The organism is Bilifractor sp. LCP19S3_H10 (assembly GCF_052119185.1).
GTDB lineage: Bacteria > Bacillota > Clostridia > Lachnospirales > Lachnospiraceae > Bilifractor.
This window is the reverse complement of the sequence record NZ_JBQKFT010000001.1, coordinates 308,406-332,612: the sequence shown is the minus strand read 5'-3', so window position 1 is coordinate 332,612 and position 24,207 is coordinate 308,406. Positions and strand designations below refer to the sequence as shown.

Annotated in this window: 18 protein-coding genes; 16 read left to right on the top strand and 2 right to left on the bottom strand. The window is 49.8% G+C overall.

Annotated features, from left to right (window positions below; translation table 11 throughout):
- Window positions 1-57 precede the first annotated feature (57 nt).
- The 14 genes from ACTQZS_RS01385 (at window position 58) to ACTQZS_RS01320 (ending at window position 17,886) form a co-directional block, all read left to right on the top strand.
- Window positions 58-324, top strand: a complete 267-nt coding sequence (locus ACTQZS_RS01385) for a hypothetical protein (RefSeq protein ID WP_441474219.1) — start codon at window positions 58-60, stop codon at window positions 322-324.
- Window positions 290-2,104, top strand: a complete 1,815-nt coding sequence (locus tag ACTQZS_RS01380) for a serine/threonine protein kinase (RefSeq protein WP_441474218.1) — start codon at window positions 290-292, stop codon at window positions 2,102-2,104. Before ACTQZS_RS01385 ends, ACTQZS_RS01380 begins: the two co-directional genes overlap by 35 nt.
- 43 nt (window positions 2,105-2,147) lie before the next feature.
- Entirely contained in the window at window positions 2,148-2,600 is a 453-nt protein-coding gene (locus ACTQZS_RS01375; protein ID WP_441474217.1) for a hypothetical protein, read from the top strand.
- A 6-nt stretch (window positions 2,601-2,606) separates the two neighbouring features.
- Window positions 2,607-5,078 (top strand): hypothetical protein, encoded by a 2,472-nt coding sequence (locus ACTQZS_RS01370; RefSeq protein ID WP_441474216.1) that lies wholly within the window; start codon window positions 2,607-2,609, stop codon window positions 5,076-5,078.
- A gap of 442 nt (window positions 5,079-5,520) precedes the next feature.
- Complete coding sequence (locus ACTQZS_RS01365; protein ID WP_441474314.1) at window positions 5,521-6,450, top strand: NAD(P)/FAD-dependent oxidoreductase; 930 nt, start codon at window positions 5,521-5,523, stop codon at window positions 6,448-6,450.
- 190 nt (window positions 6,451-6,640) lie between these two features.
- A complete protein-coding gene (lon, locus tag ACTQZS_RS01360) occupies window positions 6,641-9,148 on the top strand; it encodes an endopeptidase La (RefSeq protein WP_441474215.1) in 2,508 nt (835 codons plus the stop codon).
- 39 nt (window positions 9,149-9,187) lie between these two features.
- Window positions 9,188-9,886, top strand: a complete 699-nt coding sequence (gene tsaA, locus ACTQZS_RS01355) for a tRNA (N6-threonylcarbamoyladenosine(37)-N6)-methyltransferase TrmO (RefSeq protein ID WP_441474214.1) — start codon at window positions 9,188-9,190, stop codon at window positions 9,884-9,886.
- 606 nt (window positions 9,887-10,492) lie between these two features.
- On the top strand, window positions 10,493-11,461 hold the full coding sequence (locus ACTQZS_RS01350; protein WP_441474213.1) for a phosphate ABC transporter substrate-binding protein: 969 nt from the start codon (window positions 10,493-10,495) through the stop codon (window positions 11,459-11,461).
- Between the two features lie 372 nt (window positions 11,462-11,833).
- Window positions 11,834-12,667, top strand: a complete 834-nt coding sequence (gene pstC / locus ACTQZS_RS01345; RefSeq protein WP_441474313.1) for a phosphate ABC transporter permease subunit PstC — start codon at window positions 11,834-11,836, stop codon at window positions 12,665-12,667.
- A 14-nt stretch (window positions 12,668-12,681) separates the two neighbouring features.
- Window positions 12,682-13,545, top strand: coding sequence for a phosphate ABC transporter permease PstA (gene pstA / locus ACTQZS_RS01340; protein WP_441474212.1), 864 nt, complete (start codon window positions 12,682-12,684; stop codon window positions 13,543-13,545).
- A gap of 171 nt (window positions 13,546-13,716) precedes the next feature.
- Window positions 13,717-14,469: a phosphate ABC transporter ATP-binding protein PstB gene (gene pstB / locus ACTQZS_RS01335; RefSeq protein ID WP_441099747.1), complete on the top strand. Its 753-nt coding sequence runs from the start codon at window positions 13,717-13,719 to the stop codon at window positions 14,467-14,469.
- 99 nt (window positions 14,470-14,568) lie between these two features.
- Window positions 14,569-15,270 (top strand): phosphate signaling complex protein PhoU, encoded by a 702-nt coding sequence (gene phoU / locus ACTQZS_RS01330; RefSeq protein ID WP_441099748.1) that lies wholly within the window; start codon window positions 14,569-14,571, stop codon window positions 15,268-15,270.
- Between the two features lie 257 nt (window positions 15,271-15,527).
- The gene (locus tag ACTQZS_RS01325) at window positions 15,528-16,205 is read left to right on the top strand and encodes a response regulator transcription factor (protein WP_441474211.1); all 678 of its coding nucleotides are present in this window, start codon (window positions 15,528-15,530) and stop codon (window positions 16,203-16,205) included.
- 16 nt (window positions 16,206-16,221) lie between these two features.
- Window positions 16,222-17,886 (top strand): ATP-binding protein, encoded by a 1,665-nt coding sequence (locus ACTQZS_RS01320; RefSeq protein ID WP_441474210.1) that lies wholly within the window; start codon window positions 16,222-16,224, stop codon window positions 17,884-17,886.
- A gap of 186 nt (window positions 17,887-18,072) precedes the next feature.
- Here ACTQZS_RS01320 and ACTQZS_RS01315 read toward each other — a convergent pair whose 3' ends face one another.
- Both ACTQZS_RS01315 and ACTQZS_RS01310 read right to left on the bottom strand, forming a co-directional pair.
- Window positions 18,073-20,157 carry an LCP family glycopolymer transferase gene (locus tag ACTQZS_RS01315; RefSeq protein ID WP_441474209.1) on the bottom strand — a complete coding sequence of 695 codons (2,085 nt, stop codon included), beginning with the start codon at window positions 20,155-20,157 and terminating at the stop codon, window positions 18,073-18,075.
- Window positions 20,158-20,271: 114 nt separating this feature from the next.
- A complete protein-coding gene (locus tag ACTQZS_RS01310; RefSeq protein ID WP_441474208.1) occupies window positions 20,272-20,901 on the bottom strand; it encodes a hypothetical protein in 630 nt (209 codons plus the stop codon).
- A 436-nt stretch (window positions 20,902-21,337) separates the two neighbouring features.
- Here ACTQZS_RS01310 and greA point away from each other — a divergent pair, with 436 nt between their 5' ends.
- Window positions 21,338-21,817: a transcription elongation factor GreA gene (gene greA, locus ACTQZS_RS01305; protein ID WP_441099753.1), complete on the top strand. Its 480-nt coding sequence runs from the start codon at window positions 21,338-21,340 to the stop codon at window positions 21,815-21,817.
- Window positions 21,818-21,856: 39 nt separating this feature from the next.
- Entirely contained in the window at window positions 21,857-23,896 is a 2,040-nt protein-coding gene (gene lysS / locus ACTQZS_RS01300) for a lysine--tRNA ligase (protein WP_441474207.1), read from the top strand.
- Window positions 23,897-24,207: the final 311 nt, after the last annotated feature.

Below are 24,207 nucleotides of genomic sequence, written 5' to 3'. Positions count from 1 at the left end.
ACGTGAGTTTTTGCGAAGAGTTTTGCGCAAAGAGTTTTTAAGGGAGGGGTGTGAAAAATGTTTTTTCCAGATGAAAGGGCAGGACGTCTCCGGATGGTGGAGAACTATACGCTTGAGATGCAGGATCTGATTAAGAGAATGGCCGAGATCCTGGACAACTCTGCCGGATGCTGGATGGGAGACAATGCGGATTTCTGCAGAGAGCATGGCAGGATTTACGCAGGAGAGGCGGCTGAGAACCTGCATATGCTGCTTGACGCGGCATATGAGATGTGTGAAGGGGCGCAGAATGTTTACAGGACAGATTCTGGACGGACGTTATGAGATCCTGAAGGAAATCGGAAGAGGCGGGATGGCCAGAGTGTATCTGGCGATGGATGTCAGACTCCATAAGAGCTGGGCTGTGAAGGAAATCCGGAAAGACGGGCAGGACGGTGAACACAAGGTGGCGGTGAGCTCACTCCTGGCGGAAGCAGAGATGATGAAGAAGCTTGATCACCCCGCACTGCCGAGAATTGTGGACATTATTGACAGGGATGAGTCGGTTTGCATTGTTCTGGACTATGTGACCGGGGAATCTCTGGACCGCCTGCTGAAACGGCAGAAATTCTTTCCGGAAGATCAGGTCATGAACTGGTTTCTTCAGCTGGCTGAGGTGTTGGAATATTTACATCGTCAGAATCCTCCGATAATCTACCGGGATATGAAGCCCGGCAATATCATGCAGACACCGGAGGGATTTCTCAAACTTATCGACTTCGGGATTGCGAGAGAATACAAATACAAGAATCAGACAGACACAATCGCGCTCGGAACCAATGGATATGCTGCTCCGGAACAGTACGGCCATGCGCAGACAGATCCCCGCTCGGACATTTATTCTCTTGGAATTACCATCTTTGAACTTCTGACCGGAATATCTCCGGGAAAAGATCCCTATCAATACCAATACCATCCGATCCGGAAGATCCGTCCGGAGATTTCGGAAAGCACAGAAACCATACTAAACCGCTGTCTGGCGTTTGCACCGGATCAGCGGTATCCGGACTGCCGCGCACTGATCTTTGATCTCAGGCATCCGGAGCGAACAATTTCCAGTGTGCGCAGAAAACAGAAAAGACGGACTGCTTTCTTTTATCTTTCAGCGGTCATGGCTGCCGGATGCTGCCTGGGAGGGCTGGCCTGCAATGTGGCAGCTTTGCAGCTGGACGAGAGAAATTATGAGAGAAGGATCAGTATCTCACAGGCTCTGCCTGCGGAGGACAGGATCAGAAGTTACCTGGATGCGATTGAGATAGATGGAGGAGATGTCCGGGCCTATCAGAAGCTGTTAGAGGTATATCGTGAAAAAGGCGTATTCGGCGAGGCGGAAAGCCGGATTTTTCTGGAAGCGTGGAGTACCAACCAGGCGGCATTGAAAAAGAAAAGCAAGGCGGGAGCTTATCAGAAACTGTCCTTAGAGGCAGGGATTCTGTATTTGTATTTATACTCCGGCGGGGATGATTCCTTTCGAAACAGAGTGCTGAAGGCACAGCCGTTTTTCCGGGACGCTGCGGAAGAAAAGGAGAACGGGGAGGTTTCTGCCAGAGCCGGATATTATTCGTCGTTCTGTACCTTCTGTATACGATTCGCGTTTGACAATACCAGTGTTCGGGAGCCTTCTCTGGAAGATTATCTAAAACTGCTGGAGTCGGTCAGAATGAATATTCTTCAGCTGGAGGATTACCAGACAGAGGATGCCGATTATGTTCGGATGATCATGTATGAGGAATTCGGAAATCTGATCAATGCTTACCGGAAAGGAATGGCGTCCTGCGGAATCAAAAGGGAGGAGGTTCTGGATCTCCTGGATCAATTGATGGAAAAAGTCCGCGCACTGCCCGTAACGCAGCAGAAGTCCGTTCAGCTGCAGGAGAAACTCCTGGCGTGTTTTTCTGAATATCATGAGAATCTGGACAGAACCTGGGAAAATACCGAGCAGAGAAGAAAAGCAGAGCAGGAAGAGCAGAGGAGAGCGAGAGAAGCGGAGCGGGAAGAGCAGAGGAGAGCGAGAAAAGCGAGAGAAGTGGAGCAGGAAAAACAGGAACAAAACGGAAAAGAGTGACGGATTCGCATCTTATATATAGGAATACAAAGGAGAGGAAAGTGTGAGGGCAGGTACGCAGCAATTATACCTGATTTCGGAGATCCTATTTGGTTTTTCCGGGGCGGGAATTGCATTTACAGTTTTTCTGGGAATCCGTTTCCGGATCTGGCAGCAGATCCGGACAGACCGCGAGGAAAATGCAGTTATGGGACAGGTGAATCCGGTAAAGAAAAGACGATGGAAGCTCTTTGCCAAAGAAAAATATCAGGACATTGATGATGCGGAAGAAGCATCTCCGTGCAGGGATGAAGAAAATACAGCGGATCTGGTATCTGACAGAGGAGTAGAAGAAAAAGTAGTGGGTCAGGTTTTCGATAGCACTGGAGACAATGTGACGGAAGCCCTCGGGGCAGATGCAGAGAGCGAAACCGAGACAGTGGCCCTCGGGGCAGATGCAGAGAGCGAAACCGAGACAGTGGCGCTCAGCTATAGTTGGAAGACGGAAGGCAGGTGAAGAAAGATGAAACAAAGGCTTGTGTTATTGCTATTGGCGGGCGCTTTGATCATGAACGGTTCGGGGCTGCAGACAGACACAGAAACAACTGTGGAGGCGGCAGAAGATAGTGTAAAAGAAGAAACAGACAGCATCAGTTTTGTGGAGAACTCAAATCCAGAAGAAGTCATAAATACGAAGACAAGTATGGATTCAATTCAGGAAGAAACCATGAATACGGAAACAGGCGAGAACCCGGTTCAGGAGTCCCCGCCCATGATGGAAGAAGATTTTTCATCGGGAAACAAAAAGAGGAAGAAGGACCTGGAAAAGCCTTCTTCTGCAGACTCAGAAAAGAAAGTAAGCGAAGAGGACCTGGAAAAGCAGCCTTCTGCAGATTTAGAAAAGAAAGTGAGCGAAGAGGACCTGGAAAAGCAGCCTTCCGCAGATTCAGAAAAGAAAGTGAGCATAGAGAAAGCGGAGAACAGAAATGATGTTGGAGAAAACAATGGAACGGAAGACACCGAGGACCAGGAGATGGATCATGCTGCGGCAGAGGATGTAGAAGAACAGAAAAAAGATACGGATACAAAAGACGAAGATGCAGATCAGAATATCGATCATGCTGCAGGAGAAGATGTAGAGATAGAGAAAAACCATCCGGATATGAAAGAAAAAAATACGAAATCAGAACTGCCTTCACAAAGTCTGGAAGAAGGAGATAGTGACAAAAAGCCGGAAGAAGCAAAGGAAGACAGACCGGTTGGAAACAGAGCGGAATCAAATATCACAGAATCAAATATCACAGGATCCAATATCATGGAATCAAATATCACAGAATCGGGAAAAAACGAACCACAGATCACAGAGTCAAAAAGTGATGAATCGCAGATCAGTGAGTTAACAAGCACCAAACCGGAAACTGGAGAGATGAACAGAGCAGATCCGGAAAAATCAAAAGGAAAGGGAAATATTATTCAGAGTGTCCGCAGTCAGGAGGAGCTGAAACGAAAGGAGAGAGAATCTTCGGCAGGGGAGCAGCCGACAGCAGAAAAGGAAGAGCAACCGGTTGCAGAGCAGAAAGATAAGCCAGCTGAGGAACAGCCGGAAGTTACGGTACCGGAAACCTATGAACAGATAAATACAGATAAAAAGGAAGAAAAGTCAGGTGAGACAGAGGAACAGACCACGGCAGTAAAGGTGGAAGAAACAGCGGTCGGGACTGAAGAACAGAAGAAGATACAGCAGGTTATGAATACAGAGAAATTGGAGAGCATGCTGGATTCGGCTAGAATAGGAATCAGTGAGAATAAGGACAGCGAAGGAAAGAACAAGATGGTTCTCAGGCTGGAAGGAGCTGCATTTGAGGCGGCGAAGCCGGTGAAAGTCAAGATACAATTGATCAGAGAGAACGGAACAGCCACAGGGAATGCGGGTGGTCAGGAGAATGAGATTCTGGTGACTCGGGAGATTGTGCCAAACCGCGTGTCGGGAACAACGGAAGCTGCGGGGGCAGGGAATCGGGCAACGGAAGAACCATGGGAGATGGAAATTCTTTCCAGAGAAGATACCGGCAAGATCCTGCAGGAAATTCCGGATAATGATGGATATTATAGAATAGCTGTGACTTATGAGGATGAAGAGGGAAATACCGCTTCCCGGGATATTCCATTTAAGGTGAATCGCTTTGGCTCCGTCTATGTTTACAGTCAGAGCTGCAAGGATCTTCAGGATTCTTACGTCCGGAGTGTAGAAGAGGATCTGGTTATTTCCGAATATAATCCGGACAGGCTCGTCGCAAAATCACTGAAAGTTGAGATAATCAGGGATGGAGAACCACTGGAGCAGGTGCTATATGAAGTGCACAGTGGTGAAGATGATAAACAGGAAGATCGTGAGAAGAAAAAACATAAGCAGGAAAATCGTGAGCAGGAAGATCGTAAGGGTTGGTATCGCTATGATTACATCATCAGCCGCAAGAATTTTGAGAAGGATGGGATTTATCAGGTATCGGTTTCTTCCGCAGATGAAGCAGGAAATAAGCCGGACAGCATGGATTATTATCAGAAGCCGATCTTATTCCGAGTGGATTCCACGAATCCAGAGGTGAATTTTATCCGGCTAACGGAACGGTCGATGAAGGTCCATGCAGAAAATATTTTCCGATATCAGGCATTTGATGCGATTCGCCTGAAGAATATCAGGGTTCTCGTGGACGGAAAGCTGCACCAGGAGATCTCGGAGATTCCGGATGTGACGAACTATCATGGAACTGTCAGACTGACCGGACTTCGGAAACATAAAGTGCAGATTGTACTGACCGACATGGCGGGTAACTCGTATCGGTCAGAAGAGCAACAGGTGTATGGGATACCTGTCTGGCTTTATTTAATAATGGGTATCATCTGTGCAGGAGTGATTGGCGTATCGTCGTTATTGGTGATTTTCAGAAAGAGCAAGCGATTGCGCCTCAGGGGTCCACGTGTGATAAAACCGTGAAAAGCCGGTTGTATTAAATCAGATTTATGTTTCAAAATTTATGATGGAAGCGGGACTCCGGACAAGAAGCGAAGGATTCCCGCTTTTTTGTACCCCATCTCATATCTGTGCGACTGGACTTATACAATCGATGGCAGAGGGGAAACGGGTGCTTGACAAATGCTGGCAGGGTTAGTATGATGATCTCATAATTAATTGCACGCAATATAATTTCATTTCTGCTGTCTTCTTATGAGAGTACAGCAAGAAGTCATAAACAAGGTTAAGAAGTAAATCTGGGATGCAATTACGGCATGAATTCTGGCAAAGGAACAGATATTAATCCTGTACAGGTCATGCGCAATAACAGGTCATGCGCAGTAACAGATCATGTGCAATATAAGAAGCTTGGCAGATGAAGATAGAAATTTGCAAAAATATACAGAAAGGCGGGCTATTTGATATGACAGAAGAGAAGAAACAGGTTACGACAGATATTGTAATCATCGGAGGCGGGACCGCCGGGCTGACCGCTGCGATCTATGCGGTGCGCGCCGGAAAGCAGGTAATTGTGCTGGAGGCGAAGGCATACGGCGGACAGATCGTGAACACGCCGGACATCGAGAACTATCCCGGACTTGCGCATGTCAGCGGGTATGATTTTGCGACGGGCCTTTATCAGCAGGCGATCGATCTCGGGGCGAGATTCCGCTACGAAAGAGCTCTCGGCATCCGGGAGGATAACGGCGGGAAGATCGTGGAGACCAGAAAGAGAGAATATCACTGTAAGGCGGTGATTCTGGCAACCGGAGCGAAAAACCGCACACTTGGAATTGACAGAGAAGAGGAACTGACCGGAAAGGGAGTTTCCTACTGCGCCACCTGTGATGGCTCGTTTTTCAAGGGACAGGATGTCGCTGTGAACGGCGGAGGCAATACGGCACTTGAAGATGCCCTGTATCTGGCAGATATCTGCAACAGGGTTTATCTGATTCACAGAAGAGATCAGTTCCGGGGCGACGCGGCGGATGTGGAGAAGCTGAAGCAGAAGAACAATGTAGAATTTGTCCTGAACAGTAATGTGACCGGGCTGATCGGAAGCGATAAGCTCACCGCGGTCGAGGTGACAGACAAGATTTCCGGAGAGAAGAGGGAGCTTCCGGTAAGCGGTCTGTTTGTCGCGATCGGTCAGGTGCCGGACAACAAGGCATTTGCGGATGAAGTAGACCTTGCTCCGGCCGGCTACATCGAAGCCGGAGAAGACTGCGCTACAAGAACTCCCGGCATCTTCACTGCGGGAGACTGCCGTACCAAGACAGTCCGGCAGCTGACAACCGCTGCGGCGGATGGAGCGGTCGCGGCACTGGCGGCGTGCAGGTATATCGGAGCCTGAATAACATAGGTCTCTTTCCTGTTTTTTGAAATTAAATTGTTCACAATCGTTGACAACGCCGGTAATTATGCTATACTACATATAATTAGCACTCAACATTAATGAGTGCTAACACACCTGCAGAGGGCAGGGACAGTTACGGCAACAGAGAGCTTGAGTTCTCTGGAGATTGCAGAAAAGAGGAACGAGTATGAAAAGTTATCTGGTTATACCTTCATATGATACAGTAATACTCCCTGACGTCGATTATCAGCTCGGCGTTGAGGAACTGAACGAGGATGAGAAGAGCCGCATCAAGATCGATGACAACAAGGTACTGATCGTACCGATGAAAGAAGCAAAGGGCAAGATGGACCTGACCATGAGCGATGTCTATGGTCTGGGCGTGCTCGCAGATGTACTGGACATCAATTCAACAAAGGTCGGATACCGGGTGCACGCCAGAACCCGGGAGAAGGTGGAGATCACCAGCCTCACGGGAAATGGTGACATCCTGGAGGCAACCTTTGAACCGAAGGACGAGGTCCTGGATATCACGCTCAAGGGTGAGAAGGACCTTCTCGACACCCTGAAGAAAGACATCACCGAGCTCACCACCCATTTTCAGGGCGGGCAGATGGCGGCCGGCTACGTGGAGAGATGCAAGAGCATCAATGAACTGGGAGCGATGTTCTGCCAGTTCCTGGATATGAGTCCGGATGAAAAATATGCGCTTCTGGAGACAGACTCGATGAAACAGAGAGGACTTCTGATCGAGGAAGCACTGAAACGGTTCAAGGGCACCGTCGATATGCAGGAGGCCCTGAATGACAGATACAATGCGACGGAAGGCAATTTCTACAAGAAGGCAGCCATCGAGAAGCAGATCGGGCTTCTGCAGAAGGAGCTGGATGACATGGATCCGGATGCGGCGGAGGAAGAAAACGATTATCGAAGAAAGATCGAGGAATCGGGGATGCCCGCCGAGGCCAGAAAAGAGGTTGACCGGGTTCTGAAGCGTTATATGGAGATGCAGCCGAACGATCCCGACCGTGCATCTTCCGAGAACTATCTGGATTTTGTAACCTCATTGAAATGGAAACCGGATGAGCTCCCAAAGGTCGATCTGAAGGAGGCCAGACGGATTCTGGACAAGGATCACTACGGGCTGGATAAAGTAAAGGAAAGAATTCTGCAGCAGCTGGCAGTCATGGCACTGAAGAATAAGCAGGAAGGATCGATTCTGCTGCTTGTCGGCGCTCCCGGAACAGGTAAGACCAGTATGGGAAAGAGCATCGCTGAGGCGCTGGGCAGAAAGTATGTCCGGATCAGCCTGGGAGGCGTAAGAGATGAGGCAGAGATCCGCGGCCATCGCAGAACCTATGTCGGCGCAATGCCCGGACGCATCATGGAGGGAATCAAGCGCTCCGGCGCGATGAATCCGGTCGTGGTTCTGGATGAGGTTGATAAGCTGACCGAAGGAGGATTCAGCGGAGATCCGTCGAGCGCACTGCTGGAGGTGCTGGATCCGGAGCAGAACAACACCTTTGTCGATCACTACATGAATATACCGTATGATTTGTCAAATGTATTTTTCATCTGCACGGCGAACAGCTGGGATACGATCCCGCAGCCTCTGCTTGACCGTATGGAGGTGATCCAGCTTTCAGGCTACACTCCTTACGAGAAAGAGCAGATCGCGAAGAAACATCTCCTGCCGAGAGCGATGGAGGATACCGGTCTGACACGGAAGGATCTCAGTGTAACGGACGGCGCAATCCGCAGAATTGTCTCGGAATACACCAGCGAGGCGGGAGTCCGTGGATTGAAAAAACAGCTGGACAAGCTCTGCAGAGTAGTAGCCGCAAAGCTTGTAGAGAAGCGGATGGAAGAGGAATCCGGAGCATCATCCGAAGCAGAGGAAAAATGCGAAACTGCGGCTGGAGCAGAGAATACTTCTGAAAAGACGGCGGCGTCTGAAAAGGCGGATGCTGAAACGGAAAAGACGGAGAAAAAAGAAAAATCAAAGAAGATCACTGTGAAGGAAAAGGATGTGCCGGAATATCTCGGCAACAAGGGAATTCTTCACGATCGCGTGCAGAAGCACAATCCGGCCGGTATCGTGACCGGACTTGCATGGACGCAGGCGGGCGGCGAGATTCTGTTTATAGAGACGACGGCGATGCGGGGCAGCGGACAGATCAAGCTTACCGGTCAGCTGGGCGATGTCATGAAGGAGTCAGCCTCCATTGCGGCCAGCCTTCTGAAGTCCTACTATATCAACAGCGATCTGAATTTCAGAGAGAGAGATATTCATATCCATGTTCCGGAGGGAGCGGTTCCGAAGGATGGACCGTCTGCAGGCATTACCATGTTCACCGCATTGACATCGCTGGTCAATAACAAACCGGTGCCTTCCGATCTTGCGATGACCGGTGAGATTTCCCTGAGAGGCCAGGTACTTCCGATCGGCGGGCTTCCGGAGAAGCTCATGGCTGCGCAGAGAGCCGGCGTGAAAAAGGTACTGATCCCGAAGGACAATGAGAGAGATCTCGAGGATGTGCCGAAGGAGGTCAGAGACCATCTTACCATCGTACCGGTGGAAAATGTCCGTCAGGCGATTCGCGAGGCAATCGGAATCGAGCTTCCGAAGCCGGCACACAACCTCTTTGAGAAAATGAAGGGCGACGAAGAAAACGAGCCGGCGGAGAAGAAGTAAGCGAGCCGGCAGAGAAGAAGGAAGAAAGCGGTAGTCGGAATGAAGGAATATACGATTCGGAGAATCGCTGCAATATCCTCGGAATTTCCGAGTAAGTTCGGAATCCCCAGACAGAGCGGACTGGCAGACACAAAGGCGGAGATTATTTTTGAGCCGGAGTACGCCTCGCCGGAGGCGGTGCGCGGCCTGGAGAAGTTCAATTATCTGTGGCTGATCTGGCAGTTCTCGGAGAACACAGACAGCGGCTGGCATGCGACGGTGCGTCCGCCACGGCTGGGAGGAAATACAAGGGTGGGAGTTTTTGCCACCCGTTCGCCGTTCCGGCCGAACGCGCTCGGCCTGTCATCCGTGAAACTGGAGTCGATCGAAGAGCGGGAGGGAATCGGGCCCGTTCTTCATGTCAGCGGAGCGGATCTGATGGACGGAACGCCGATATATGATATCAAGCCATATATTCCATATGCCGACATTCACGAAGATGCATTGGAAGGCTTCACCGGCGGGACTAAGGACTACCGTTTGAAGGTAATGCTCGGGGAAAAGCTTCTTGCAGACAGCGGGTTTCCGCCGGAAAAGGCCGGATCACTGCGTCAGGTACTTGCTCAGGATCCGCGCCCGTCTTATCAGGCCGATCCGGAGAGAAGATATGGGATGGAATATGCGGGTTATGAGATCGGATTCAAGGTCCGGGAAGACATTCTCGAGGTCACAGACCTCACGAAAGTTAACAAATCGTGAGGATCTTTCAATGTATCTCGGTATCCGGCATGGATAACAGGCATCACGAAAGTTAACAAACCGTGATGTGGAATCGGCTCAGAAAAGCGATTCGATATTTAAATACATTTTTTATGCAGCTGGTTATTATGCCAGAAGGGCGGCTAAGCCGTTCCGGGACTGTCCGGAGCGACTTCGCCGCCCTTCTATTTTTTACGCGAACAGTGAGCCGCAGCCGAATGCGAAGTATTCGTGTGCGGCGAGCGTCGCGATAACGAGATAAAACTCGCGCAGCGTGTTTTATCTCGTTTCAGAAGTGCTCTTATATTTATGCGTAATATGCCATTCTCGGCGCATATTTACCTTTATCGGGCAGAGGATGTTAACATTGCACACAATGAATTTATTTATTGTTAACGTATGACCGGTTACGCTGTTTACATATCGCATGGCATGATTAGAACTGCATTGAGTGATGCGATTCCATCATTCAATACGAGAAAGAACACGATTTTTTCGGAGCAGAAGATTTCAGGAACAGGATTAGAAAACCAGAAAACCAGAAATCCAGAAGAGATTCGTATCCGGAAAGTAGTAAACATCCATGAAGGAAGAAGGAGAATGACAATGAAACGTAAAACTATGACATTTGTTCTTGCCGGAATTCTCGGCGCATCTCTGTTGGCAGCAGGATGCGGAAGCACATCGGCATCATCGGAGCAGAGCAGCGCAGATACTTCTGCTGCAGCATCCTCAGCCGAGACCACGGAGGCAGCATCCTCAGAAGAATCTGCAGAAAGCACAGTTGCAGCATCCTCCGGAGATGAGGCGGCTGCTACAGCATCATCTGATCTCTCCGGAACAGTCGGAACAGACGGATCCACCTCTATGGAGAAGGTTATCAGCTACCTGAGCGAGTCCTTCATGGAAGAGTACCCGAACGTTGAGGTTACCTACAATCCGACCGGTTCCAGCTCCGGTATTCAGGCAGCGACCGAGGGAAGCACCGATCTCGGACTTGCAAGCCGTGACCTGAAGGATGAGGAGAAGGACGGACTCACACAGACGACCATCGCTATTGATGGAATTGCCCTGATCGTAAACCCGGACAACAAGGTTTCAGATCTTTCAATTGATCAGATCAAGCAAATCTACACAGGCCAGATCACAAACTGGAAGGATGTCGGCGGCGATGACGCTGAAATCGTCTGCATCGGACGTGAGGCAGGTTCCGGTACAAGAGACGGATTCGAAACCATCACAGACACCAAGGATCAGTGCAAACTTTCTCAGGAGCTGACTTCCACAGGTGATGTCATCCAGACCGTAGCAGGAAATCCGAATGCAATAGGATATGCTTCAATGGCAGATCTGAACGATACCGTTAAGACTCTTACCGTCGGCGGAGTTGCCTGCACCGAGGATACAATTCTCGATGGAAGCTACAAGATTCAGCGTAACTTCAATGTAATTACAAACGACAGCAAGAAGCTGAGCCCGCAGGCACAGGCGTTCTTCGATTACATCACCAGCGATCAGGCAGCTGACCTGATTGAGAAGGCAGGAGCTGTTCCGGTTTCCAAAGCGAACAAGTAAGATCAGAATAAACCAGGAAATATAGAACAGAACAGCGACGGAATATGAAGTGACAGAAGCAGAATTCTTACAGGTCCGACACGGTAAGGGCGGTCTTGTAAGAATTTATTTACGCGAACAGTGAGCCGCAGCCGAATGCGAATTATTTATGCACGGCACAGCGATAATTTTTTACAGATTTAACAGAATTCAGAATGGTCGTAAGGATCAGGGAAAGGCAATATGCAGATATCATCAGCAAAAGAATCCAATAAGAATAAGCAATCCGGAAACGGAGATGCGTCCGGAAACGGAAAAGCTACATTTTACAGCGTCACAGGCCCATCGCTGTACGAAAAGCGTCAGAAGAAAAAGAACGCGGCGGAAAGAGTGATGAGCGGCATCTTCTTTGTATGCGGAATGATTGCCATCGCATTCGTTCTGTTCATTACAATCTTTCTGGTCACATCCGGTGTTCCGGCAATCGGAAAGATCGGAATCACGGACTTCCTGTTCGGCTCAGTATGGGCATCCACGGCCGCTGACCCGAAGTTCGGAATCCTTCCCTTCATTCTGACATCTGTATACGGAACTCTCGGTGCAATTGTGATTGCCGTTCCGATCGGCCTGCTGTGTTCCATTTTTCTTGCGAAGATGGCCAGCAGCAGGATCGCGGAGCTGATCCGGGCAGCTGTTGAGCTGCTTGCCGGAATTCCGTCCGTTGTCTATGGTCTGGTAGGTATGATCGTCATTGTGCCGATGATTCGTAACGCGTTCCATCTCTCGGACGGCGCGAACCTTCTGTCGGCAATCATTGTTCTGTCCGTCATGGTACTGCCGAACGTCATCAGTGTGTCGGAAACCGCACTCCTGGCTGTTCCGAAGGAATATGAGGAAGCAAGCCTCGCTCTCGGCGCGACATGGACAGAAACCGTATTTAAGGTATCGGTTCCGGCAGCCTCAAGTGGAATCGCTTCCGCAGTCGTTCTCGGTGTCGGCCGTGCGATCGGAGAGGCAATGGCGGTTATGATGGTATCCGGTAATGTCGCGAATATGCCGGGACTGTTCAAGAGCGTCCGGTTCCTGACAACAGCAATCGCGAGTGAGATGTCCTACTCTTCAGGACTTCAGAGACAGGCACTGTTCTCGATTGCGCTGGTACTGTTTATATTCATTATGATCATTACACTGCTTCTGAACTTTGTATTCAAGAGCAAAAAAGAGTGACAGAAGGTAAGGCTATGCACGAGAAAATATCATTATCCAGAAGAATAAAAATTAAAGTTGTCAACATCCTGATGTACATTTCCTTCATCCTGATCCTGGCGCTGGTAGCGGGGCTGATCGGATATATCTGCTACCGAGGCATTCCGAACATCAGCTGGAAATTTCTGAGTTCCAAGCCAAGCCTTCTGAAGGGAGTCATTGGAATTCTCCCGAACATTCTGAATACGGTATACATTGTACTGATTACCCTCGTCATTGTACTGCCTCTCGGAGTCGGAACGGCGGTATACCTGAACGAGTACGCGACCAACCGCAAACTCGTGGGCGTGATTGAATTTGCTTCGGAGACCCTTGCAGGAATCCCGTCAATCATCTACGGACTCGCCGGCATGCTGATTTTCGTACAGTTCTGCTCCATCGGAACGAGCCTTCTCGCCGGATCGCTGACCCTGGTAATCATGACACTTCCTACAATTGTCAGAACAACACAGGAAAGTCTGAAGACAGTTCCGGACAGCTACCGCGAAGGCAGTCTTGCACTCGGTTCCGGAAAATGGCACATGATCCGCACCGTAGTCCTGCCGTCCTCGATAGATGGTATCGTGACAGGCTGTATTCTGGCTATCGGACGTATCGTCGGAGAAAGTGCCGCGCTTCTGTTCACTGCCGGAATGGCAAACAACATCCTTTCGATCAAGGACGCGGTAACACCCGGAAACGCGGGCTCCACACTTACCGTAGCTCTTTACATGTATGCGAAGGAAAGAGGAGAGTTCGGCGTGGCCTTTGCGATCGCGGCAATTCTGCTGATCCTCACCCTGATTATCAATCTTTCCGCAAAACTGGTGGCAAAAAAACTTAAGGTTAAGGTAGACTGACGGAGAGCATCACGGCAGCAGCCGCATTCTTCCGGAAAGTCTATATGTGACTGTAAATTTTTATCCGAAACAGGTACGGAACAAAATCGTGCATCAAGGCGCGGAAGGTCGGCGAAAGAGTATGCCGACGGCAGATTCGGATATTTCAGGAGATCTATGCAGGTATAAAAAATGGCGAATATTATCGAAGCACATAATCTGAATCTCTGGTACGGAGATCATCAGGCATTAAAAAATATCAACATGGACATTCAGGAGCATAAGATTACAGCTCTCATCGGCCCCTCCGGATGCGGCAAGTCCACATTCATGAAGACATTAAACCGGATGAACGATCTGGTGGAGGGATGCCGGATTGAAGGAGACGTCAGACTGAATGGTGTCGACATCTACAAGGACATGGACGTAAATATCCTCCGGAAAAAGGTGGGCATGGTATTCCAGAAGGCAAACCCGTTCCCGATGTCCATTTATGACAACGTAGCCTACGGCCCGAGACTTCATGGCGTACACAGCAAGGCGGCACTCGATGAGATTGTTGAGCGTTCCCTCAAGCAGGCGGCAATCTGGGACGAGACCAAGGACAGGCTCAAGAAGAATGCCCTCGGAATGAGCGGCGGGCAGCAGCAGAGACTCTGCATCGCCAGAGCGATTGCGGTCGAGCCGGAGGTCCTTCTGATGGATGAGTCCACCAGTGCGCTGGACCCGATCTCAACGGGTAAGATCGAGGAGCTCTGTCTGGAGCTAAAGAAGAAATACACGATCGTAATGGTTACCCACAACATGCAGCAGGCAAACCGTATCTCTGATATTACGGCGTTCTTCCTTCTCGGAGAACTGATCGAATCCGGAGAGACCCAGAATATCTTCCTGAATCCGAAGAACAAGAAGACAGAGGAGTACATCACAGGAAGATTCGGCTGATGATCCGGATGAGTCTGGCCGGAGCCTGATATTTTTCCAGCGCGGATGGCGGGTCGCACAATCTGGTTCATGGGATGGAGAAAGAGGAATACAGATAAAATGGCAAATAGAAAAGAATACGACGACGAACTTCGTGAAATCAATGTGCTGGTTCACGAGATGGGAAAAGAAGTGAAGAGATCCATAGACCGGATCATCCACGCGTTCTCGGAGAGAGACGCGAAGCTGGCTGCAGAGGTCATGGAGCATGATGATATCATTGACAAGATGGAGACGGACATTGAAGAGAGATGCATCGGCATCGTGGTGAAACAGGCGCCGCTTGCATCGGATTGGAGAAAAATTGCCTCCTACATGCGAATGATCAGTGATCTGGAGAGAATCGCGGACAACAGTAGCGATATCAGCATTTACATTGTGAAGCTTTCAAAGATGCCGGAGGTTGAGGCACCGGAAGAATTTCACCGGATGTTCCTCACAATGAGGGAGATGGTCGGAAATACAATCGAAAGCTTTTTCACCGGGAATATTGAACTGGCGAAGGATATCTCCACACAGGACAATATCGTCGATAAAGGGCTCGATGATATTATGGAAAAAATAATTTTGAGGATCAAGGAAAAACCGGAGAATACGGAGCAGTATGTGAACTATCTGATGATCGCCAAATATATCGAACGGATGGCAGATCACTCAGAGAACATCGCTTCCTGGGTATCATTTATTGTCAAGGGAAAGCTTCATATGAAATATACGGACCGTTATCAGAAGGAAAGCCAGCAGTTCCAGTTCTATGAATAAATCTGTTGAGCAGGCAATGTTAACAAAGCTTCGTGCTTTTCACAAAAATCAGAGCGGAAGTAAAGCCGGGAGGCGACTCCCGGCGTTTTTACGAGATAAAATGGTTAACACTTAAGATACAATTAACATAAAAAACCTAGCGGAGTTTACATTACTTTTTATACAATGTAAACTATATCAGATGGGAAAAACACAAGAGAATGATCCCGGTGATTATTCCGGTATCAGACATCCGTGGGACGAGGAGAAGACCGATCATGATATATATACTGGAAGATGACGACAATATCAGAAAGCTGGTCAGTTATGCGCTTTCCAGAGAAGGCTATGAGGTAAGGGGATTTTCAGAACCGAAATCATTCTATCACGGAATGGACGAAGCGCTGCCGGAGCTGATTCTTCTGGACATCATGCTTCCCGGTGAGGACGGGCTGAGCATTCTGAAGAAAATCAGAAAGAATATCCGAACCGAGGATGTTCCGATCATCATGCTGACAGCAAAGAGCAGTGAGTATGACAAGGCGAACGGACTTGATCTCGGCGCGGACGACTATATTGCAAAGCCGTTTGGCATCGTCGAGCTGACTTCGAGGGTGCGCGCGGTACTGCGAAGATCCGGCAGGACCAAAAAGGAGCCGGAGGACGAATATCATGTCGGGAAGCTCTATGTTAACCCGGATAAGCATGTCATACAGGTTGACAATGAGGATATTTCTTTGTCTTATAAGGAATACTGCCTCCTGATGGCACTTCTCGAGGCAAAGGGAAATGTTGTACATAGAGAAGAACTCCTTACAAAGGTTTGGGGTGAATTTTACGGAGAATCGAGAACCCTGGATGTACATATCCGTAAGCTGAGGGTAAAGCTCGGCGATGAAGCGGGTAAATACATCCAGACGGTGAAAGGAATCGGTTACAAGATTGAAGCGTGCTGACGCCTGGTGAACACATATGAGTCATAAAATATTCAAATCAACCTTCTGGATTTCCATTGTGATATTTGCTCTGACCATGGGAGTCACAGCGGCGCTGCTGTTCAGTTTTCTGGAAAGCAGAACTGTGGATGAACTGAGAGAGGAAGCAAATATACTGTCCTACGGAATTGAGGCACAGGGGCAGGAATATCTGGACCGGATAAATACAGATCGAAGGGTCACACTGATCCGGCGCGACGGGACTGTGCTGTATGACAATGAGGCAGATGCCTCGACGATGGAAAACCACAGCAACCGGGAAGAAGTAGAAGAAGCGGTGAAGAGCGGAAGCGGTCACAGTATTCGGAAGTCCGAGACGATGACGCGTGAGACGATCTATTTTGCGCAGAAGCTGGATGACGGGACCATTCTTCGTGTCGCGGTCACGCAGGATTCCATCTGGGCGATCCTTGCAAAGCTGATCCGGCCTGCTGTCATTCTGTTCATGGCGACCGTGCTGCTGTCGCTGTTTTTATCCAACATGGTGACGAAGAATATTTTAAGTCCGCTGAACCGGCTCGATCTGGATCATCTCGACAATAATGATGTGGTATACGATGAGCTTGCACCGCTGCTGAACCGGCTGCAGACGCAGCAGGAAACGATCCGGAAGCAGCTGAATTCGGCAAAGCAGAGACAGGAAGAATTTAATCTGATCACAGAGAATATGTCCGAGGGCTTTCTGGTCATCGACAAGAATACGGATATCCTGTCCTGGAATCCTTCGGCGCTTCGGCTTCTCGGCATGACCGATGAGCCCTCGGGAAGCGTCCTTCGGCTGAACCGCACCAGAGATTTTCGCGAGACGATCTTCAAGGTATTGAGCGGGAAGAAAGAAGAACTGACCCTGCAGAGAGAGAACCGGACCTACAAGCTGATCGCAAACCCTGCCTATGATGACAATCAGGAGGAAGTAATAGGTGCGGTTTTTGTGATCCTCGATGAGACGGAAAGCATCAAGCGGGAAAACTTCCGAAGAGAATTCACTGCAAATGTGTCACACGAGCTGAAGACACCGCTTACCTCCATTTCAGGCTTTGCCGAGCTGATGATGGGAGGAGGTATGCCGGAGGAAACCGTCATGGATTTCTCCAAGTCGATCTATGACGAGGCAAGCCGTCTGATTTCCCTGGTGAACGACATCATCAATCTGAGTTCGCTGGACGACGAAAATATGGAGTTCGACTGGGAGATGATTGATCTCTATCAGATCGTGTCGGAGGAGATCAGTCATGTACAGGCAGCCGCGGACAAGAAGGATGTAAAGATCAGGCTTTCCGGCGTTCACGGCAACATCACCGGTGTCCGGAGAATTGTATCGGAAATGATCTACAATCTCTGTGACAATGCGGTCAAGTATAACCGGGAACATGGGAGCATAGAGGTGAAAATCGCGACGACCACCAACCATGTGATTGTAAGCGTGCAGGATACCGGAATCGGTATACCGGAAGCGGATCAGAGCCGTATCTTCGAGCGGTTCTACCGGGTAGACAAGAGCCACTCCAAAGCGGTCGGCGGAACAGGACTCGGCCTGTCCATCGTAAAGCACGGGGCGCAGTTGCACAATGCCCAGATCAAGGTGAGCAGCAAGCTGGACAAGGGTACGACCATAACCCTTCGTTTCCGGAAACATGCATAAGGCAAAACCATTATAAGGGCAAACTATTATAAGTCCAAACTATATTATGATAAGTCCAAACCACTATAGGGCATACATAGATAAATCAGACCGTTAAGAGCCGGATCAACGTGGACGAAAAAGGATGCAGCCGATCAGCTGCATCCTTTTTTTTACGGTGCGCCAAGCGGGTACACGTTCCAGTAATTACCCGGCATTTGCGTTCTGTGCGGCATCTCCGGCATTATCATAACCGGAAGTATCCGTGCCGCTATTGTCGTAACCGGAGTTGTCATATCCGCCATTTCCGGTTCCGGAGCTGTCATATCCGGAATTATCGGTGCCGCTGTCATTGTACCCGGAATTATCAGTTCCCGTTCCGTCGTACCCGGAATTATCGGTTCCCGTGTTATCGTAGCCAGAGTTGTCATAATCACCATTTCCGGTCCCGGAGTTATCGTATCCGGAATTATCCGTGCCGGTCGTTCCGTTATCATATGTTCCGTCTGTAGTGCCGGCGCCGGAACTGCCGTCATCTCCATTCGCTGGAATATCTGCGATATCGGTATCCGGAGCAGCCTGCTGACCAGAGTTGTCCGGTACGGTATAGACGGGCTCTGTCCAGGTCTGGTCATCATTATCGGAAGCGTCCGTGCCGCCGGTGTCTGATGAGGCCTTCGGCGCGGGTGTCGGTGTGGCTGACGGGGTGGATTTGAAGATACTGTCATCCGCGGAAGAACCGTAAAGGTAGCTGATCAAAGCTTTATGGCAGGCATTCAGATCCGGGACAAGAACAGACTGACCATCGATGGTATCCGAATAATACATGCCGTCGCCCGGCAGAGTCGCCGCATTCATGTCAGATCCGCACAGAAAAGCAAAAAAGCATGCCCTCGTCAGATAGAGGTCTGTCATATCCGTTGTGATGCTCGGCGCAGCCTGATTCATTACCTCCAGCATACGGAAGGGATTGGACTTCATCTTCGCAAATGCTGCCTGGATGATTTTCTTCTGACGATTTACGCGGTCCCAGTCGGAATTGCCGACATATCTCATCCTGGCGTAGCAGAGTGCCTGCTCCGGGGTCAGAGAATTGACTCCCTCTACGAGCCCCCAGGGTTCGTCCACCTGGGCGTTGTCCACACTGGATCCCAGGCCCTCATTCGCATTCATATAGGTCGCCTCGTCGTAGGTCAGGTCTATGTCCAGATTTCCGACAGAGGTTATGGCCTCCAGGAAGCCGTCGAGATCTACAACCGCGTTTCCGTCGATGTCAATGCCGAAGTTCTCCTGAACTGTCTCATCGAGAGTTTCCAATCCTCCTGCGGCATAGGCGGCATTCAGCTTTGCGGAATAATCTGTGCCGGCAATGGGCACATAGGTGTCACGCATCAGGGAGACCAGAGTGATCTGCCGCGTTTTTGCATTAAGGCTGCAGATGATCATGGTATCTGAACGGGTCTGGGTTTCTCCCTCCCTGGCATCCTCTCCGACGAGGAGAATATTCATGACGCCGCGCTCCTCATAGGCATCTACGCCGGCAGCCTCCGTCGCTTTATCCGCGGTCGTATCCGCTACGGGTTCCACGCGGTTCATCCTGCTGAATGCAATATGGAGAAAAACAGCCACAAGGACAATGAGGACAAGAATAATACCCAGAAGGGTCAGGAAGAAACGTCGAACCGGATGTCTCCTTTTCCTGCGGGGACGCCTGCCGTAATCATCGTCATAATTGTTCGTCGAACGGCCGCCTCTGCCGGAATGGTTTCCATAGGAATCGTTATCGTCATATCTGTCCGGTCGGGGTTTCTTGCGCTTCTTCGGCTTGAATCCGAAATCATAATCATCACCGATATCATAGGTATCATCGGAAGGATCGTCCTGGTATCCATCATCATAGGGAGCATCGTCGTCACCGTTGCCGCGATAGCCGCTGAAACTTCCGGCCTGGTCACCGTTGCCGCGATAGCTGCTGAAACTTCCGGCCTGGTCACCGTTGCCGCGATAGCCGCTGAAACTCGCAGTCTGGTCGCCGTTGCCGCGATAGCCGCTGAATCTCCCGGCATCTTGTCCGCTTTCATAGCTGTCACGGAAGCTGTTCTGGCGCCCGATATCATCGAAGCTGCCCGCATTGCGCATGCGCTGATAATAGTTCAAATTGTGCTCTGCTCCGGACTGTCCGGGACTGCTCTGAAAAGAATCAGAGGAAGAATCGGTGAATGCCGTATCATATTCCGGAACATGGATTTCCCGCGTCGCCCCACTGAGATATTCATCGTCTCTGTTGTTCATAAAATAAAAACCTTTCGCTGTTGTAGGCAGAAACACTGCCTGTTCCCTCAGAATGTCTGTTCGCGGGATTGCCGCATATGCTTTCTGATGATTCCCGGCAGAGGAATTGTGAGATTATTCCTCAGTGTCCGCATCTTCCGGTGTATCGCGGCGCCTCTTCTTTGTCAGATCCGGAAGCTTGACATCGCGCTCAATCTGCTCGGCAAACTTCATGTAATTGGACATGGTATTTCTAACCTTGAAGCGGCCGCCATTGTTCGGGCGGATGGTCAGGCTTTTCGCGTGCATCGCGTCTTCAGCATTCTCCTTCTTCACGGTGCGGATTTGATCAAAAGCAGTGATTTCCGGTTTTCCGAAAGATCCCTGGTAGCGGATGGTATTGCCCTCGACGAAAACCCTTTCACAGAGGGCCTTTCTCTGCATCAGGAAAAAAATCAGTCCGGTGACAAAGGCACAGACAAGCTCCACTGCGATGGCAATTATCTGTCTCTGAGAATCACCCTTCAGTGCCAGCCATCCGATAAAAATCTCTATGACACAGCCCAATAGCAATATACTGAAGCCGATAAAAAGGCCGCTCAGCGGATTGCGCATAATATAATGAGACGGATCCTTGTCCTTCGACATCTGTTTCTCATAGCGGGTCACGCCTGCAGTTGCCGTGCTGACGATCGATATCAGAAGTATCAGCACACTTAAGATGACGCCGGACCATTTGATCAGAAACGGTAGAATGTTGTCCATGTGAATGAGCCCCCTTGGTAATAATCTGAAATATAAGCCATTGAGTATTTCCGGTCCAGCGGATACCAACCACTGGAAGCAGGTGAAGGTACGGCGCTGTTTATCGCTATTTACATTTATATAGGAGATAAAGCCGGATAAGATAAGAAAATTCTAGCATTGCCTTCTATCAATGTCAATTTTTGAACGTATTTTGCACTGTCAGACGAAGCAGTTAAGGCTGAGTGCTGCAGCGAACTATATCTGATTTGCGAGGCAGTGTTTTCACCGGGTTCGGCATCGGAGGATACCCGCCGTCCGAGGGCAATTTTTACGGATTTTTACCTGCCTTCCGCGCCGAACTTTACTTGACATCGCCTGGTGGACAGTTTAAAATATGGAAATTGCGAATATGCGCGCAAATGACGGTATTTTCTTTTATTCATGAGGTGAAATCATGGCAAATAAGACAGTAGTTACATATGCAGGCCTGAAGGCACTCGAGGACGAACTGCAGGATCTTAAGGTTACAAAGCGTAAAGAGATTGCAGAGAAGCTGAAAGAAGCCCGGGCACAGGGTGACCTCTCAGAGAACGCGGAGTACGATGCCGCAAAGGACGAGCAGGCCCAGATCGAGGCAAGAATCGAGGAAATCGAGGCTCTGCTGAAGAATGTAGAGGTAGTCGTTGAGTCCGAGGCGGACGCAAACAAGGTAAATATCGGCTGCAAGGTCAAGGTTCAGGACATGACCTACGACGAGGAGCTTGAGTTCCAGATTGTCGGTTCAACGGAGGCAAACAGCCTGAAGGGGAAAATCTCCAATGAGTCTCCGGTTGGAAAGGCTCTTCTGGGACACGAGGTAGGCGAAGTGGTTTCCATCGAGACGCCGGACGGCGATGAGCAGTACAAGATCCTCGGAATCGAGAGAAACATCTGATAGAAATTTTTTTGGAACATAAGGAAGCAGGAGGAAGAGATGGCAGAGCAGAACCAGAATAAAAACGGGAAGCAGAAACCGGTACAGGATATGAACCAGATCCTGAAGGTACGTCGCGACAAGCTGAAAGAGCTGCAGGATGCAGGCAAAGATCCGTTCAAGATCACAACCTACGACCAGACCCATCACAGCCAGGAAATCAAAGACCACTTTGAGGAACTCGACGGGAAGGACGTATCCATCGCGGGACGTATCATGAGCAAGCGTGTCATGGGTAAGGCTTCCTTCTGCCATATTCAGGATAAGCTGGGACAGATTCAGTGCTATGTGCAGCGCGATTCTCTGGGAGATGAGCCCTACAAGGAGTTCAAGCATCTCGATATCGGCGATATCGTCGGCATCAAGGGCTATGTATTCCGGACCCAGACTGGAGAGATCAGTGTCCACGCAAAGGAAGTTATTCTTCTGTCAAAATCCCTTCAGCCGCTTCCGGAGAAGTTCCACGGGCTTCAGGATACCGACACAAGGTATCGTCAGAGATATGTGGATCTGATCATGAATGAGGATGTCAAGAAGACATTTATTAAAAGATCCCAGATTATCCGCGAGATCCGTAATTTCCTCGGGGAGCGCGACTTCATGGAGGTGGAGACCCCCATGTTGGTAGACAATGCCGGCGGAGCTTCCGCACGTCCCTTTGTTACCTATTATAATGCGCTCGGCGAGTACAAGAAGCTGCGGATTTCTCTGGAGCTGTATCTGAAGCGTCTGATCGTCGGCGGACTTGAGAGAGTCTATGAGATCGGACGTGTATTCCGGAACGAGGGACTCGATCAGAAGCATAACCCGGAATTCACGCTTATGGAGCTTTATCAGGCATATACCGATTACAACGGCATGATGGAGCTGACCGAGAGCATGTTCCGTTATCTTGCGGAAAAAGTTTGCGGAAGCACAAGCATCTATTATGGAAATAAAGAGGACGGCACAGGCAAGATCATTGACCTCGGAAAACCGTTCCGCCGTCTGACGATGGAAGACGCGATCAAGGAGCAGACCGGAATCGATTTTGAGACGATCAACACAGACGAAGAGGCAAAGGCTCTCGCAAAAGAGCACAACATCGAGTTCGAGGACCGTCACAAGAGAGGAGACATCATCAACCTGTTCTTCGACGAGTACTGCGAGGACAAGATGATCCAGCCGACCTTCATCATGGATCACCCGCTCGAGATCAGCCCTCTGACAAAGAAGAAACCGTCCGATCCGAGAAAAGTAGAGCGTTTCGAGCTTTACATCAACGGATGGGAGATGTGCAACGCTTATTCTGAGCTGAACGACCCGATCGACCAGAGAGAACGTTTTGCTGCTCAGGATGCCCTCTCCGCACAGGGCGATGAGGAAGCACAGCACACAGATGAGGATTTCCTTCACGCGATGGAAATCGGTATGCCTCCGACAGGCGGTATCGGATACGGCATTGACCGTCTCTGCATGCTTCTGACAAACAGTGCATCCATTCGAGACGTTTTGCTCTTCCCGACACTCCGCAGCGGAACCTCAGCGGCTTCGGCTGAAAACGGAGCATCTTCATCATCTGCGAAGGCAGAGAGCGGAGAAGGTGCCGATGGAGAAGCAACCGGAGAGAAGGCCGCTTCTGAAGACAAGAGCGGATTCTTCACACCGAACGACAGCATCGATTTTTCAAACGTGAAGATTGAGCCGCTCTTTGAGGAGCAGGTCGATTTCGACACCTTCAGCAAATCCGATTTCCGGGCGGTGAAGGTAAAGGCTTGCGAGGCAGTAAAGAAGTCCAAGAAGCTCCTTCAGTTCACTCTGGATGATGGAACAGGCACAGACCGGATTATTCTTTCCGGTATCCATGCTTACTATGAGCCGGAAGAGCTGGTCGGAAAGACCCTGATCGCCATCACCAATCTCCCGCCGAGAAAGATGATGGGCATCGACTCCTGCGGAATGCTTCTCTCCGCTGTGAACAACAAGAAGGACAGCGAAGACGAAGAACTTCATCTTCTGATGGTGGACAACCATATCCCGGCCGGCGCAAAGCTGTATTGATCCGGGGAAAATTACAGGCGGAAAACCTGACACACATCCCAGTTCCAAAAACCTTCAAGGCACTCCTTTTCAGAATCAATCTGAGAGGGGGTGCCTTTTTGTGTGCAGACAGCAGGAAAAGCCTTGAAAGCAGAAGATCCTTCTCTTTGAGAAAAGGCAAAGTGAGAAGTATTCATTGTCCTCCCTGGGCGCTTTATGGTATGTTTGACTTGCAGGTGCAGTCGCTTGAGGCCGCAAATTGCGACCTCAAGCTTTGAGAGATTGCAAGAGCAGTGATCACGAGCGTGGTACATGATACATAGTCAGTGTAA